This is a genomic window from Streptomyces sp. NPDC093065 (assembly GCF_044754585.1).
Classification (GTDB): domain Bacteria; phylum Actinomycetota; class Actinomycetes; order Streptomycetales; family Streptomycetaceae; genus Streptomyces.
In genome coordinates, this window is sequence record NZ_JBIVPJ010000028.1 from 36922 (window position 1) to 51279 (window position 14358).

Here is a 14358-nt window from a genome sequence, read left to right on the forward strand (position 1 = left end):
CCTCCGACCGTACAAGCATGCCGGTCGGGACCGACGGAGAGGGCTGGTAGGTAACCATGGAAGAGCCGCGTCGCCTCGGCGGCCGGTACGAGCTGGGCCCCGTGCTCGGCCGTGGTGGCATGGCGGAGGTTTACCACGCTCATGACACCCGGCTCGGACGCCAGGTGGCGGTGAAGACGCTCCGCGCGGATCTCGCTCGCGACCCGTCCTTCCAGGCCCGCTTCCGCCGGGAGGCCCAGTCGGCCGCCTCGCTCAACCATCCCGCGATCGTGGCGGTCTACGACACGGGCGAGGACTACATCGACGGGGTCTCCATCCCGTACATCGTCATGGAGTACGTCGACGGCTCCACGCTCCGTGAGCTGCTCCACTCCGGCCGCAAGCTGCTGCCGGAGCGGACGCTGGAGATGACCATCGGCATCCTCCAGGCCCTGGAGTACTCGCACCGGGCCGGCATCGTCCACCGCGACATCAAGCCGGCCAACGTCATGCTCACGCGCAACGGCCAGGTCAAGGTCATGGACTTCGGCATCGCCCGCGCCATGGGCGACTCCGGCATGACGATGACCCAGACCGCAGCCGTGATCGGCACCGCCCAGTACCTCTCCCCGGAGCAGGCCAAGGGCGAGCAGGTCGACGCCCGCTCCGACCTGTACTCCACGGGCTGCCTGCTCTACGAGCTGCTCACGGTCCGCCCGCCCTTCGTCGGCGACTCCCCGGTGGCCGTCGCCTACCAGCACGTGCGCGAGGAACCGCAGGCGCCGAGCGTCTTCGACCCCGAGATCACGCCCGAGATGGACGCGATCGTGCTGAAGGCCCTGACCAAGGACCCCGACTACCGCTACCAGTCGGCCGACGAGATGCGCCTCGACATCGAGGCCTGCCTCGACGGCCAGCCCGTCGCCGCCACCGCCGCACTGGGCGCCATGGCCGCGGGCGGCTACGGCGCCTACCCCGACGACCAGCCGACCACCGCCCTGCGCTCGGACGCGGGCGGCGGTGCCACGACCATGCTGCCGCCGATGAACCCGGACGACGGCGGCTACGGCTACGACGACCGCCCCGACCGGCGCCGCCAGCAGCCCCGCAAGAAGAACACCTCCACGATCCTCCTGGTTCTGGCCGGCATCCTCGTCCTGGTCGGCGCCATCCTGATCGGCAAGTACGTCGTCAGCGGAGGCGGAGGTCCCGGTGACAGCACCGTCTCGGTGCCGAACCTGGTCGGTCAGACGCAGGACGACGCCGAGAAACTGCTCACCAACTCCGACCTCAAGCTGGGAACGGTCGAGCAGAAGCCCTGCGAGGACCAGAAGAAGGGCAGCATCTGCGACCAGGACCCCAAGCAGGGCACCGAGGTCGACAAGGAGTCCACCGTCAACCTGGTGGTCTCGACGGGCGCGCCGAAGGTCGCCGTCCCGAACGTCATCGACAAGAACATCGACGAGGCCAAGCAGCAGCTCGAGGACAAGGGCTTCGACGTCGAGACCAAGAAGACCGAGTCCTCCCAGGACGAGGGCACGGTACTCAGCCAGAACCCCGACCCGGGCAAGGAGCTGGAGAAGGGCTCCACGGTGACCCTGGAGGTCGCCAAGGCCGAGGAGAAGGCGACGGTGCCGGACGTCGTGGGCCGGTCCTGCGACGAGGCCAAGGCCCAGGTGGAGAGCGGCGGCGACCTGACGGCCGTCTGCGCGGACCAGCCGACGAACGACCCGAACCAGAACGGCAAGGTCATCTCCACGACGCCCACGGCGAACACGAAGGTCGACAAGGGCTCCAAGGTGACGATCTTCGTTGGCAAGGTCGCGGAGAAGACGAAGGTGCCCGAGATCAAGCTCGGTACGCCCCTGGCCCAGGCCCAGCAGACCCTGAACCAGGCCGGCTTCACCAACATCCAGGTCTCCGGTCCCAACGACGACAACGCCGTCGTGATAGGGCAGAACCCGCCGGCCAACAGCGAGGTCGACGACCCGGCCGCCACCCAGATCACCCTCACCACGGTGGGTGGCAACGGCGGCAACAACGGGGGCGACAACGGCGGCATCATCGGCGGCCTCCCCGGCCGGGACTGACCCGCCCGCACAACGACCGGAGCCCCGGCCCCTCGACCGAGGGACCGGGGCTCCGTGGTGTCCGTGCTCTGCGTCAGGTGGTCAGCGCAGTTCCTCGGGCGGCGTCCGGTCGCCGTCCACCTTCTCCGTGCGGACCAGCTCGCCCCAGACCACGTACCGGTAGCGGCTCGTGTAGACCGGGGTGCAGGTCGTCAGCGTGATGTAGTGGCCGGCCTTCTTCTTGCCGGACTCGCCGGGGACCGCGTCCAGGACGTCGACGTTGAACTTCGAGGTCTCGGGCAGGACGGCGTACGTCTTGTACACGTACCAGGTGTCCTTCGTCTCGAAGACGATCGGGTCGCCCTTCTCGATCTTGTCGATGTTGTGGAACCTCGCCCCGTGCCCGTCGCGATGGGCCGCCAGCGAGAAGTTCCCCTTCTTGTCCGAGGTGGGCAGCGTCGCCTTGACCGGGTCGGTGTAGTAGCCGGCCACGCCGTCGTTGAGGATCTTCATCGACGTGCCCTTCTCCACCAGGACGTCGCCCTCGCCCATCGCCGGCACGTGCAGGAAGCCGATGCCCGCCTTGGTGTCCAGCGCCCCCGGGCCGTCCGGGCCGTCGCCCACCCGGTCCTGGGCCCAGTTGTCCCGGACCTTCTCCGCCTGCTTGTCGGCCGCGCGGTCGGCGACCACGTTCGTCCACCACAGCGAGTAGACGACGAACAGGCCCATCACCAGGCCCGCGGTGATGAGCAGTTCGCCGAAGACGCTGACCGCCTGCGCGACGATCCGTCCGGGACCCCGGCCGCGCCGGCGGCGGCGTGCCGCCCCGGACTCCGGTGGGCCGTCCTCGCCGGCGTGCTCCTGGTGCTCCGTGTCGGTGGTCGCTGCCACTGGTCATCCGCCCTTAACTGACGAGCGCATCCGGCTTGCCCTTGCTGCGCGGCCGTTCCTCGACCATCTTGCCCCAGACGATCATGCGGTACTTGCTGGTGAACTCCGGCGTGCACGTGGTGAGGGTGATGTAGCGGCCGGGCCCCTTGAAGCCCGACTGCTTCGGGACCGGGTCCAGCACGCTGACGTTGCTCGGCGACGTCACCGGCAGGATCGACGCCATCTTGTAGACGAAGTACTTGTCCTGCGTCTCCACGACGATCGGGTCGCCCGGCTCCAGCTTGTTGATGTACCGGAAAGGCTCGCCGTGCGTGTTGCGGTGCCCCGCGAGCCCGAAGTTGCCGGTCCCGGCGTCCGGCATCGCCGTCTTCAGCCCGTCCTCCGCGTAGTGCCCGACCATGCCCCGGTCCAGCACCTTCTTGCTGCTGATGCCCTCCGCGATCGGCACGACCACGTCCAGCTTGGGGATGTGCAGCAGCGCGAAACCCTGGCCCGGTTCGAACGTCCCCGGGTTGCGCTTGCCGTTCGCCCAGTCGTCCTGGAGGTTGCTCGCGGCCTGGTTCGCCTGCGCGTGCGCCCGGACGTTCGTCCACCACAGCTGGTAGGTGACGAACAGCAGCATCAGCACGCCGGTCGTGATGAAGATCTCACCTATGGCCCGGCTCGCGATCACCGCTGCGCCGGGCTTGCGCGCACGGGCCTGCCGACGGGCCTCCACACGCGACAGAGGGGCCTTCGGGGTCTCTTCGGCCTCCACCTCCGCCGAGTGGCCCCTGGACGCCCCACGGCGCCCGTGACGCCGTTTCGCGGCCTTCCTGCGGGCCGCGCGCCCGCCGCCGGCCGGGCCGTCCCCGGCGGAGCCCGTCTCGGTGGCCGTCCGTCGCACCGGCGGCTCGGGAATCCGCAGCGCCACCGTCTCGTCGTCGGCGAGCGGCACCCGGTACTCCGCCCCGGAGGCGAAGTCCTCGTACCAACCGTCCCCGAACGCACCGGAATCCCCGTACGGCTGCCCGTACGAGGATCCCTGGTCACCGGCCGTGCCGGAGTCGCGCTCGGGGCGCAGCGCGGTCACGCCGTGGCCCTGCCCACCACCGGGGCGAGCCCCGCCGACCTCGCCACCGCGCCCTGGTCGCCGCACTCCACCAGCCAGTTGGCCAGCATCCGGTGCCCGTGCTCGGTGAGCACCGACTCCGGGTGGAACTGCACGCCCTCGACGGGCAGTTCCCGGTGGCGCAGGCCCATCACGATCCCGTCCGGCGTACGGGCCGTCACCTCCAGCTCCGGCGGCACCGTGTCCGGCTCCGCCGCCAGCGAGTGGTACCGGGTCGCCGTGAACGGCGAGGGCAGGCCCGCGAAGACGCCCTTGTCCGTGTGCTCGACGGGCGAGGTCTTGCCGTGCAGCAGCTCCGGCGCCCGGTCCACCACACCGCCGTACGCCACCTGCATCGACTGCATGCCCAGGCACACGCCGAAGACCGGCACCCCGGTCTCCGCGCAGTGCCGGACCATGTCGACGCACACGCCGGCCTGCTCCGGAGTTCCCGGGCCCGGCGACAGCAGCACGCCGTCGAACCGGTCCTGGGCGTGTGCCGTCGACACCTCGTCGTTGCGCAGCACCTCGCACTCGGCGCCGAGCTGGTAGAGGTACTGGACCAGGTTGAAGACGAAGCTGTCGTAGTTGTCGACGACGAGGATGCGCGCGCTCACTGGTTGTCCACCGTCACATCGTTGAAGGGCAGCAGCGGTTCGGCCCAGGGGAAGACGTACTGGAAGAGGACGTAGACCACGATCGTCGCCAGCATGAGCGAGAGCAGCGCCTTCACCCACGCGTTTCCCGGCAGATGCCGCCAGATCCAGCCGTACATGCCGTCCCTTCCGTCGCACCACGACGCCACACACACGCCGTACCGCACCAGACTAGCGGCGCCGAGCCCTCCGGAACGGCCCTAATCCACAGGCTGGGCATACTGCAGGTCCGCCGTGCCCGAGTAGCCCGGCAGCGTCACCCGCCCGTCGTCCTCGACCTTCCAGCCGAGCCCGTACACGTTGACGTACACCATGTAGTTCTGGATCGCCGGCGACTTCGCCAGCGTGTTCTTGAGCCGCTCCGGGGCGCCGACCGCCTGGATCTTGTACGGCGGTGAGTAGACGCGGCCCTGCAGGATCAGCGTGTTGCCCACACAGCGCACCGCGCTGGTGGAGATCAGCCGCTGGTCCATCACCTTGATGCCCTCGGCACCGCCCTGCCACAGCGCGTTCACCACGGCCTGGAGGTCCTGCTGGTGGATCACCAGGTAATCGGGCTGCGGCTCCGGGTAGCCGGGGAGCTTCGCGGTGGCGTCCGGCGGGGCGTCGTCGAGCGTGACGGTGATCGCCTCGCCCTTCAGCTTCTGCGTACCCGCCTTCTCCTCCAGCGCCGCGAGCTTGTCGTCCTCCGACTTCGTACGGCCGTCGTCGCGCTCGGCGAACGATTCGACCTCCTCGCGCAGGGCCCCGTTCGACTCCTCCAGATCGCCGTTCTCCCGGCTGCGCTCATGGACGAGATCGGACAACTTGAGCAAAGAGGCGTCCGTACGGATATTGGTGCCCTTCGCGGTATTGAAGCTGGTGAAGAAAATAAGTCCCGCGAGTGCGAAGACGGCCGCCGTGAGTACCCGCACGGGCCGGAAACGGCGTCGGCGGACAGGGCTGGACCCCGTTCCGGGGGAGTCGGCAGAATTGCTCAACGTACCCTTATCTCCTTCGGCGCCACGGAAGGACTACGCTAACGGACGCCCGGGGGAGCGTTCAGAGTCCCCATGTACACCCCCTTCGAGACCGAACCCCGTTCCCTGCGCGGCCACGCAGCGCATCGACAGGAGAGACCCTCGTGCCGAAGTCACGTATCCGCAAGAAGGCCGATTACACGCCGCCGCCCTCGAAGCAGACGGCCAGTATCAAGCTGACCAACCGCAGCTGGGTCGCGCCGGTCATGCTGGCCATGTTCATCATCGGCCTGGCGTGGATCGTCCTCTTCTACGTCACCGACGGTTCACTGCCCATCGACTCCCTGGGCAACTGGAACATCGTGGTGGGCTTCGGTTTCATCGCCGCGGGGTTCGGCGTCTCCACGCAGTGGAAGTAGCCCCGGCGGCGGCTCCGCAGTAGCTCTACCCAGGGCTATCCACGGAGTTATCCACAGGCGTTATCCACATGGGGAAAAGAAAGACGATCTGTGGATAACCCACTGGGACATTGACGCCGGTGTGACGGAAGTACCGGCTCCCCCCAGGTTCCGAAAACACGTTCGCCCCCTGGCTGACCTGCAGAAACACTGGTCAGCGACAGGGGGCACATGTGTTCCCGCACGCTGTGCACAAGATCCGCCACCTACTGTGGACAACGGATCGCTCAGGTGAGCTGCGTCGTCCTCAACAGGGTCAGCCCGACCACGACCAGGAGGACCAGCGCACAGCTGCCGTACTGGACGAGCGTGCGCCGCTCGCGCGGGGCGTGGAGCATGGCGAAGCCGATGACGCCGCCGGCGACGAGGCCGCCGATGTGTGCCTGCCAGGCGATGTTGGCCCAGGTGAAGGTGAAGATCAGGTTGATCACCAGCAGGACAACGACCGGCCGCATGTCCGCGTTGAGGCGTCGGACCAGGGCGGCGGTGGCACCGAAGAGGCCGAAGACCGCACCGGAGGCACCGAGGGTGGCCGTGGTGGGTGCGGCCAGCAGGTAGGTGAGGGCGCTGCCGGCGAGACCGGAGACGAGGTAGAGCGCCAGGTAGCGGGCTCTGCCGAGGGCTGCTTCCAGGGGGCCGCCGAGGAACCAGAGGCTGATCATGTTGAAGCCGATGTGCCAGATCTCCTGGTGGGTGAACATCGTGCTCACCAGGCGGTACCACTCGCCGTCCGCGACGCCCTCGGTCGGGGCGAAGGGTGCCGGGGGCCAGCGTCCGATGAGCACCATGTCGCTGAGGAAGGACGAGGGCAGCGCCTGGACGGCGATGAACACCGCCACGTTGATCCCGATCAGGATCTTGGTGAGGAGGTGGGGGTCGGCGGCGACCGTGCCGCCCGCGAGGGTGCGGGGGCGGGAGGCGGCGGGCGCCGGTCCCTTGTCCCCCGGTGTGCGGCCGGCGGCGCAGTCGGGGCAGTGGAAGCCGACGGAGGCGTTGACCATGCAGTCCGGGCAGATGGGGCGCTCGCAGCGGGTGCAGCGGATGCCGGTTTCACGGTCGGGGTGGCGATAGCAGCCGGGCAGGCTCTGCGCTCCCGGTGGGCCGGCGGCCGCGTGGTCCATGACATCCCCTCGGTCGTCCTGCGGGCGGTGGGTGCAGATGCACCGCCCCGCCCTTCTCTACGGATGAGCGGGGCGTTTGGTTCCTGCCCGGTGTGCGGGGGACTCAGGCGTCGCGGGTCTCGACGACGACCGACTCGATGACGATGTCGTTGAGGGGGCGCTCGGTGCGGGGGTTGGTCCGCGCGGCGGCGATGGCGTCGACGACCTTCTGACTGGCCGCGTCGGTCACTTCGCCGAAGATCGTGTGCTTGCGGTTGAGCCAGGTGGTCGGGGAGACGGTGATGAAGAACTGCGAGCCGTTGGTGCCGGGGCCCGCGTTGGCCATGGCCATCAGGTAGGGCCTGTCGAATCCGAGGTCGGGGTGGAACTCGTCCGGGAACTGGTAGCCGGGGTCGCCGGTGCCGTTGCCCAGCGGGTCACCGCCCTGGATCATGAAGCCGCTGAGGACCCGGTGGAAGACGGTGCCGTCGTAGAGCCGGGCCTTGGATTTCTCCCCGGTGGCGGGGTGGGTCCACTCCCGCTCGCCGCGGGCCAGCTCGACGAAGTTCTTGACCGTCCTGGGTGCGTGGTTCGGCAGCAGCCGGACCTCGATGTCACCTTGGTTGGTCTTCAGGGTGGCGTAGAGCTGCTCGGCCACGGTGTGCCTTCCGTCGTCCTGTGGTGCCCACCGATCCTCGCACGGTCGGGGGCGCGTTCGGCGCTCGTACCGCTGGGTCACGAGCGTGGGGCGCCGATCCGTGGCATGGTCGGGGTCAGGCTCGTGTTGCCCGGTATTCATCGGTTATTGACGTTGATCAGCTCTTGTTCGCAACTTCATCACCACTTGTTCCAGAGGTCACGGCGGCATCGTCCGTGACCCGGATGCCCGCCCTCACATGCCTGGCGGTGCGTCCCCAGGCATGATCCGTAAAAGGGTGGAAAGTCGAATTACCGTACGCCACCGAGGAGGAGGAACCCGTGACCCGCATCGACAGCGTGCGCGCCGCGACCGGTTCGGCGAAGGACAGCGTGCTGCACGCCGCGGAAGTGGTGGCGCCCTACGCCGACACGGCCAAGGACAGGGCCGCTCACTATGCACAGGAGGCGCGCGTACGGCTGGCGCCCAAGGTGTCGCAGGCCACGTGCCAGGCGCGTCATCAGTACGGCACGCATGTCGCGCCGCGGCTGGAACAGGCCCGTACGCATGTGCCGCCGAAGATGGACGCCGCCGCGCAGGAGGCCGCGATCCGTACCCGGCTGGCTGCCCGGCAGGCGGCCGACTACTCACGTCCGAGGATCGAGCAGGCGGTGGCCGCGGCCGGCCCCGTGCGGGACCAGGCCACCGCGCGGGGTGTCGCCGCGCTGGCCGCGCTGCGTGGCCAGGTGACGGCGAAGGAGATCCAGAAGCTGACGCGCAAGCACCAGCGTCGGGCCAGGGCGGGTCGTGTCGCCAAGGTTCTCGCGGTGGTGGGCGTCGTCGCGGGCGGCGCCTTCGCCGCGTGGAAGTGGTGGGACAAGCAGGCCAACCCCGACTGGCTGGTGGAGCCCCCGGAGGCCACGGAGGTCCCCGAGTCGGGCCGGCTGACGTCGGTGGACGGTACCGGCGAGGCGATCCTCGATCCGGAGGTGCAGGCCAAGCAGGCCCAGGACGAGGCGGCTGAGGGCGACGAGCCCCGCTGAATCCCCGGTCGCCGTACCGGCACCGACTGCTGTTTTCCTACCGACCGCCGCGGGGCGGGAGACGCCGGGTCTCCCGCCCCGCGGCGATGTTTCACGTGAAACCGCGCTCAGCGGCCGTAACGGCGTTCCCGCAGGGAGTAGGAGCGCAGGGCTCGCAGGAAGTCGATCTCGCGGAAGTCCGGCCAGTAGGTCTCACAGAAGTGGACCTCCGCGTAGGCGGACTGCCAGAGCAGGAATCCGGAGAGCCGTTGCTCACCCGAGGTGCGGATGATGAGGTCGGACTCGGACCGTGTCTTGGAGTACAGGTGCTTGGAGATGTGCTCCATGGTGAAGGTCTCGATGAACTCGTCGATGTCGCCGCCCTGAGAGCTGTGCTCGGTCAGGGCGGAGCGCACGGCGTCGACGATCTCGCGCCTGCCCCCGTAGCCCACCGCCACGTCGACCTTGGTGCCGCCCTTGCGGTCCTGGGTGGCCGCGGTGGCGGTCTTGAGGCGGCTGGCGGACTCCGCGGGCAGCAGGTCCAGGGCGCCGACGGCTTCGACGGGCCAGGGATTGCCCGATGCGGCCAGCTGCTCGACGACCTCGGCGATGATGTCGATGAGCGGGTTCAGCTGCTCCTCGGGCCGGTGAAGGTTGTCGTCGGAGAGCATGAACAGGGTGACGTGCTCGATCTTGGCGGAGTCGCACCAGCGCAGGAAGTCCAGCACCTTGGCACCGCCGGCCCGGTAGCCCTCGCGGGGGTCGTCGATCCCCGACATCTTGGCCCACCGGCGGTTGCCGTCGAGCATGATGCCGATGTGCTGGGGGCGTGGGCGTCCCTCCAACTCCCTGACCAGCCGCTTCATGTAGAGCGCGTCCAGAGCGGCTCGTACCTTCGCCCGCATGGTCTACCCCTTCCACCTCGTCGGTAGTGACCGGACGGCTCCGACGGCGATGAGCCACGTGGCACCGCCCCGCGGGGGTGTGCCGCTGATGCCCTGTGGGGTGACGATATCAAGAGCAGACAGCCCTGCCCGGGCGCCGAGAGGGGCCCGTCCACGGGCCCCGTCCGGTGACGGAGCGGGCGTCGGAGCGATGTTCCAGGCGGTCAACTGGCCTTTTCCCTCCGGTCGTTGTTGATCACCGGGCGGAGCATGGGGTGTCGGGCACGGTGTGGGGGCGACGACGGTGAGGAACGTCTCCACCCGCCCGGGGCGGGCCGGCGGGACCACAGGGGCCCGCCCAGCGGCACCCTGGAGCGAACAGAGCGCCTCCGATCTACGTTTCCGCAGGTCGGAGGCGCTCTTCACGGTGGAGCCTAGGGGAGTCGAACCCCTGACATCTGCCATGCAAAGACAGCGCTCTACCAACTGAGCTAAGGCCCCTCGGGAGGTGTCGCCGGTCCTGGTGTCGCAGACCGCCGGTCACCGCGGACAAGAGTACCGGGTCGCCCCCCGTATCTCACAAATGATTGGGGCTCCCGGCGAACGACCACGCTCCGTAAGATGCTCGGCGTGGTTCGCTGGAGCGAACTGCGGTTTTTGGGGAAGCGATGGGGAGACGCAATGGACGCCGCACAGCAGGAAGCCACCGCAAGAGCGCGGGAACTGCAGCGGAACTGGTACGGGGAGCCGCTGGGGGCGCTCTTCCGCAGGCTTATCGACGACCTCGGTCTCAACCAGGCTCGTCTCGCGGGGGTCCTGGGGCTGTCCGCACCGATGCTGTCGCAGCTGATGAGCGGCCAGCGGGCGAAGATCGGCAATCCCGCGGTGGTGCAGCGGGTGCAGCTGCTGCAGGACCTGGCGGGTCAGGTCGCCGACGGCAGTGTGAGCGCGGCCGAGGCGACGGAACGCATGGACGAGATCAAGAAGTCACAGGGGGGCTCGGTGCTCAGCAACACCACCACGACCACGAGCAGTTCGGGTGCGCCCACGGTCAAGCGGGTGGTCCGTGAGATCCAGTCGCTGCTGCGCTCGGTGGCGGCCGCCGGGGACATCATCGACGCGGCGGACGCTCTCTCCTCCTCGCATCCGGAGCTGGCGGAGTTCCTGCGGGTGTACGGCGCGGGCCGCACCGCGGACGCGGTCGCGCACTACCAGGCCCACCAGAACTGATCCCGGGGCCCGCTCGCCGAGGGGTCGGCGGCCGGGCCCGCGGAAGTGGCGCGACAGGTCCCAGGGGAGGAGCGGCGCACAGCCATGGGTGAGGTCTTCGCGGGCCGGTACGAGCTGGTCGACCCGGTCGGCCGGGGCGGGGTGGGTGCCGTCTGGCGTGCCTGGGACCACCGGCGCAGGCGTTATGTGGCCGCGAAGGTGCTCCAGCAGCGGGACGCGCACTCGCTGCTGCGGTTCGTCCGTGAGCAGGCGCTGCGGATCGACCACCCCCATGTACTCGCGCCCGCGAGCTGGGCAGCCGACGACGACCAGGTCCTGTTCACCATGGACCTGGTCACGGGCGGTTCACTGGTCCATCTGGTCGGGGACTACGGCCCCCTGCCTCCCGACTTCGTGTGCACGCTGCTCGACCAGCTCCTGTCGGGCCTCGCGGCGGTGCACGGGGAGGGTGTGGTGCACCGTGACGTCAAGCCCGCCAACCTGCTCCTGGAGGCGACGGGGACGGGCCGCCCGCGTCTCAGGCTGTCCGACTTCGGCATCGCGATGCGGCTGGGTGAGCCCCGGCTGACGGAGACCAACCTGGTGGTGGGGACGCCTGGTTATCTCGCGCCGGAGCAGATGATGGGCGAGGAGCCGGACTTCCCGGCGGACCTGTTCGCGGTGGGTCTGGTCGCCCTGTACCTGCTGGAGGGAGCGAAGCCGGACGCCAAGGCGCTCGTGCAGCACTTCGCCGAGCACGGTACGCCGCCCGCGCCGCGGGGGATGCCGGAGCCGCTGTGGCAGGTCGTGGCGACGCTGGTGCAGCCGGATCCGTCGGCGCGGTTCCGTACCGCGACGGGGGCGCGCAAGGCACTGGCCGCGGCGCAGGAACTGCTGCCGGAGCCCGGGCCCGACGACGAGCTGATCGAGATATTCGACCAAGTGGGCCCGCTGCCGGCGGGATTCGGCCCAGACGGCCCGCTCAAGAGGGCGTCCGGACTGGACGACGCGGCGACGGACCCCCGCGGACCGACGGGCCCCGGCCCGGCCTCGCACACCGCCCTTCCACCGCCCCGATGGGCGTCGACGCCCCCGTCCGGCGCACCCCCGGCCCCGACCGGCGCGTCTCCGGGCCCGTACCCAGCCCCGCCACCCCCCTCCGGCGTACCTCCGGCCCCGGACCGGACGCCGGCCTCGCCCCCGGCACCGTCGGGCCCGCCGCCCGTGCCGGACTGGCCCCGCACCGGCACCGGCACGCCCTCGACGGGCACGACGTCGACGCCCGCCGGCGCCCTGCCGGCCCTCGACGGCAACACGCCGGCCGCGCAGACCGGCGCCCCGGCCGCCCCCGGCGGGACCCCACCGGCCCCGGACGGCACACCGGCCGGCCAGGACCGGGCCCCCTCCGCCCCCGCCGGACACACACCGACCCCGACCGGCGCGCCGTCCGCCGGGGACCGGCTCCCCTCCGCTCCCGCCGCACCGCCCTTGCCCCCAGGCAGGGTCCACCCCTCCCCGGACGGCACCCCGCCGACGGCGGCTCCCGGGGGCGAGTGGCCGGGTGCCGTGTCGGAGACCGGGAGTTTCCACCTGCCGCCTCCGCGGCCGACCACCATCCCCGCCGCGCACCCGGCGGACGACACGGCCCAACCCTCCGTGCAGCGCCCGGCGTTCACCGGCGGTCCGGAGTACCGGCCGCCGGGTCCGGCGCAGTACCCGGAGCCGCACGTCCCACCGCTTCCCGGCCGGGCCCTCGCGCCCTCCCCGCCGCAGGGCGCCGACGTTCCCACCGCCCCGTACACCGCCCGGAACCCGCGGTCCGCCCCGCCGCCCGCCCAGCGCCGTGGGTCACGGCGGCGCCGCCGCTCCGGTCCCCCGGCGAAGGTGGCCCTGCCGCTGCTGTTGCTCGCACTGGCCTGCTACGCCGTGGGCTTCTGGGCACTGACCCGTGTCTGAGTCCGGCGCGCCCTGAGCCCGGGTCAGGTCCTGCGCCGGGCGGCCGCCGTCCACACGGCCAGGCCGAACAGCAGCAGGCTGCCGGTCCCGATCCCGCCGACGGCGACCGCCTTCATGGCCACGTCCTCGCCCGCGGCCCCGCCGCCGCTCCCGCCGACGGGGGCGGTGATCCGGTCCTGTGCGGACACCTCGAAGAGGCCCTGCGGCCGGGAGTCCCCCGCGTAGTCGGGACCGCTCTGTGCCGCTCCCCCGAGCCGCAGGCGCAGTGTCAGCCCGAACGGGCCCCGGCCGAAGTCGTCGGCCACCTGCGCCGCGAGGTGGACGACGACGTAGTAGTCGCCGGCGAACCGCAGCGCGCCGACCTGCCCCGCGGTGGCGTACCGGTTGGCGTACGCCACGGGCGGCAGGGCGGCGAGGCCGACGGTGGCCCGGCGGCCGGTGTACCCCTTCGCGGCGTCGTCGACCTCACCACGCACGGGGTTGTGCAGGGCCAAGTGCAGGGCGCCGGTGGCATAGCCGGAGGCGTCCGCGGAGCCGGCGAGTTCGGCCGTGGCGTGCACCTGGCGGCCCCAGTCGACCGGAACCTTGTAGTAGAGGGTCTGGCCCGGCCGGATGTCGTCGCTCCAGACGCCCTGCCCGACGGGGGTGGCGTGGGCGAATCCGCTGCCGCCCGGCCGGCGTTCCGGCTCGCCGGCCAGGGGCTCGGGCGAGGCGGAGTCCCAGGCCTCGGGCGCGCTCGTCGGGCCGGTCCGTTCCGGGCGGGGTTCGGTGGCGGCGGTGAGTTCCAGGTCCCAGTCGTCCGGCGGGGAGTCCTGCGGCCGGGTCCGCTCGACACCTACGTAGTAGGTGCCGGGGTCCTGGCACCGGCCGGCGCCTCGTTCGATCTCGCGCATGCCCCAGGCGGTGACCGGACGGGGGCTGTGGGAGGCGCCGAACGTCGCGCTGTGCACGGAGCAGGAGCCGCCGTCGGCGTCCCGCACGAAGACCCGGATGCCGTCGACGGCGGTGACCACGCCCTCGGTGCCGGGCACGGCGGTCACGGAGACGTAGGCGTCGGAGACGGCGTCGAGTTCGAGGCGGTAGTAGAGGACGCCGTTCCTCGGCAGTGAGCTGCGGTAGGTGGAGCCGGCCGCCAGCGTTTCGGCGTCCGCGGTGGCGCTCGCGCCCGCGATCCGCACGGCGTCGTCGGCGAAGTCGTACCCGGCGCCGGGTCCGGCCGTGCCGTCCGCGAAGGCGGTGGCACCGGGCAGGGCGGCCGTCGTGGCCCCCACGACCGCCAGTACGGCGGTCACCGCGGCCGTTCGCGCGAACACCGTGGGCGGTACGGGACCCGTCTGCGGTGCGGGGCCCTTCGGCAGTAAGGGACCCGCCGGCCGTGCACGCCCCGTTCCGGCGCGCCACCGAGCCGTACACCACCGTCCCATGACCCGCCACCCCTCGCGTTCACC

The 14358-nt window shown here is 70.7% G+C and carries 14 protein-coding genes and 1 tRNA gene; 5 read left to right on the forward strand and 10 right to left on the reverse strand.

Annotated features, from left to right (window positions below):
• Positions 1–56 precede the first annotated feature (56 nt).
• Positions 57–2069 (forward strand): Stk1 family PASTA domain-containing Ser/Thr kinase, encoded by a 2013-nt coding sequence (gene pknB, locus ACIQFU_RS33985; protein ID WP_402556814.1) that lies wholly within the window; start codon positions 57–59, stop codon positions 2067–2069.
• 81 nt (positions 2070–2150) lie between these two features.
• Here pknB and ACIQFU_RS33990 read toward each other — a convergent pair whose 3' ends face one another.
• From ACIQFU_RS33990 to ACIQFU_RS34010, 5 genes are all read right to left on the reverse strand, one after another.
• Positions 2151–2939, reverse strand: coding sequence for a class E sortase (locus tag ACIQFU_RS33990; RefSeq protein WP_402556816.1), 789 nt, complete (start codon positions 2937–2939; stop codon positions 2151–2153).
• Between the two features lie 13 nt (positions 2940–2952).
• Positions 2953–4011 carry a class E sortase gene (locus tag ACIQFU_RS33995; RefSeq protein WP_402556817.1) on the reverse strand — a complete coding sequence of 353 codons (1059 nt, stop codon included), beginning with the start codon at positions 4009–4011 and terminating at the stop codon, positions 2953–2955.
• Positions 4008–4646 (reverse strand): aminodeoxychorismate/anthranilate synthase component II, encoded by a 639-nt coding sequence (locus tag ACIQFU_RS34000; RefSeq protein WP_402556819.1) that lies wholly within the window; start codon positions 4644–4646, stop codon positions 4008–4010. The genes ACIQFU_RS33995 and ACIQFU_RS34000 overlap by 4 nt, the downstream gene beginning before the upstream one ends.
• Entirely contained in the window at positions 4643–4804 is a 162-nt protein-coding gene (locus tag ACIQFU_RS34005) for a hypothetical protein (RefSeq protein ID WP_402556820.1), read from the reverse strand. The genes ACIQFU_RS34000 and ACIQFU_RS34005 overlap by 4 nt, the downstream gene beginning before the upstream one ends.
• Before the next feature lie 81 nt (positions 4805–4885).
• A complete protein-coding gene (locus tag ACIQFU_RS34010; RefSeq protein ID WP_402556821.1) occupies positions 4886–5665 on the reverse strand; it encodes a DUF881 domain-containing protein in 780 nt (259 codons plus the stop codon).
• Positions 5666–5808: 143 nt separating this feature from the next.
• Here ACIQFU_RS34010 and crgA point away from each other — a divergent pair, with 143 nt between their 5' ends.
• Positions 5809–6063, forward strand: a complete 255-nt coding sequence (gene crgA, locus ACIQFU_RS34015) for a cell division protein CrgA (protein ID WP_402556823.1) — start codon at positions 5809–5811, stop codon at positions 6061–6063.
• Positions 6064–6329: 266 nt separating this feature from the next.
• Here crgA and ACIQFU_RS34020 read toward each other — a convergent pair whose 3' ends face one another.
• Both ACIQFU_RS34020 and ACIQFU_RS34025 read right to left on the reverse strand, forming a co-directional pair.
• Entirely contained in the window at positions 6330–7223 is an 894-nt protein-coding gene (locus tag ACIQFU_RS34020) for a rhomboid family intramembrane serine protease (RefSeq protein WP_402556824.1), read from the reverse strand.
• A 103-nt stretch (positions 7224–7326) separates the two neighbouring features.
• The gene (locus ACIQFU_RS34025; RefSeq protein WP_402556826.1) at positions 7327–7860 is read right to left on the reverse strand and encodes a peptidylprolyl isomerase; all 534 of its coding nucleotides are present in this window, start codon (positions 7858–7860) and stop codon (positions 7327–7329) included.
• Between the two features lie 320 nt (positions 7861–8180).
• Between ACIQFU_RS34025 and ACIQFU_RS34030 the strand changes: the two genes are divergently transcribed.
• Positions 8181–8882: a DUF5324 family protein gene (locus ACIQFU_RS34030; RefSeq protein WP_402556827.1), complete on the forward strand. Its 702-nt coding sequence runs from the start codon at positions 8181–8183 to the stop codon at positions 8880–8882.
• A 107-nt stretch (positions 8883–8989) separates the two neighbouring features.
• Here ACIQFU_RS34030 and ACIQFU_RS34035 read toward each other — a convergent pair whose 3' ends face one another.
• Both ACIQFU_RS34035 and ACIQFU_RS34040 read right to left on the reverse strand, forming a co-directional pair.
• On the reverse strand, positions 8990–9766 hold the full coding sequence (locus ACIQFU_RS34035; RefSeq protein WP_402556828.1) for an isoprenyl transferase: 777 nt from the start codon (positions 9764–9766) through the stop codon (positions 8990–8992).
• A gap of 407 nt (positions 9767–10173) precedes the next feature.
• Positions 10174–10246: transfer RNA gene (locus ACIQFU_RS34040), tRNA-Ala, on the reverse strand.
• Positions 10247–10426: 180 nt separating this feature from the next.
• Between ACIQFU_RS34040 and ACIQFU_RS34045 the strand changes: the two genes are divergently transcribed.
• On the forward strand, positions 10427–10975 hold the full coding sequence (locus tag ACIQFU_RS34045; RefSeq protein WP_402556830.1) for a helix-turn-helix domain-containing protein: 549 nt from the start codon (positions 10427–10429) through the stop codon (positions 10973–10975).
• An 84-nt stretch (positions 10976–11059) separates the two neighbouring features.
• Complete coding sequence (locus ACIQFU_RS34050; protein ID WP_402556832.1) at positions 11060–12910, forward strand: protein kinase; 1851 nt, start codon at positions 11060–11062, stop codon at positions 12908–12910.
• A gap of 23 nt (positions 12911–12933) precedes the next feature.
• Here ACIQFU_RS34050 and ACIQFU_RS34055 read toward each other — a convergent pair whose 3' ends face one another.
• Complete coding sequence (locus ACIQFU_RS34055) at positions 12934–14334, reverse strand: hypothetical protein (protein WP_402556834.1); 1401 nt, start codon at positions 14332–14334, stop codon at positions 12934–12936.
• Between the last annotated feature and the right edge of the window lie 24 nt (positions 14335–14358).

Excerpts from the sequence above, each read along its gene's own strand:
- pknB (WP_402556814.1), top strand. The coding sequence starts at position 57 with ATGGAAGAGCCGCGTCGCCTCGGCGGCCGGTACGAGCTGGGCCCCGTG.
- ACIQFU_RS34005 (WP_402556820.1), bottom strand. The coding sequence starts at position 4,804 with ATGTACGGCTGGATCTGGCGGCATCTGCCGGGAAACGCGTGGGTGAAG.
- ACIQFU_RS34020 (WP_402556824.1), bottom strand. The coding sequence starts at position 7,223 with ATGGACCACGCGGCCGCCGGCCCACCGGGAGCGCAGAGCCTGCCCGGC.
- ACIQFU_RS34035 (WP_402556828.1), bottom strand. The coding sequence starts at position 9,766 with ATGCGGGCGAAGGTACGAGCCGCTCTGGACGCGCTCTACATGAAGCGG.
- ACIQFU_RS34045 (WP_402556830.1), top strand. The coding sequence starts at position 10,427 with ATGGACGCCGCACAGCAGGAAGCCACCGCAAGAGCGCGGGAACTGCAG.
- ACIQFU_RS34050 (WP_402556832.1), top strand. The coding sequence starts at position 11,060 with ATGGGTGAGGTCTTCGCGGGCCGGTACGAGCTGGTCGACCCGGTCGGC.
- ACIQFU_RS34055 (WP_402556834.1), bottom strand. The coding sequence starts at position 14,334 with ATGGGACGGTGGTGTACGGCTCGGTGGCGCGCCGGAACGGGGCGTGCA.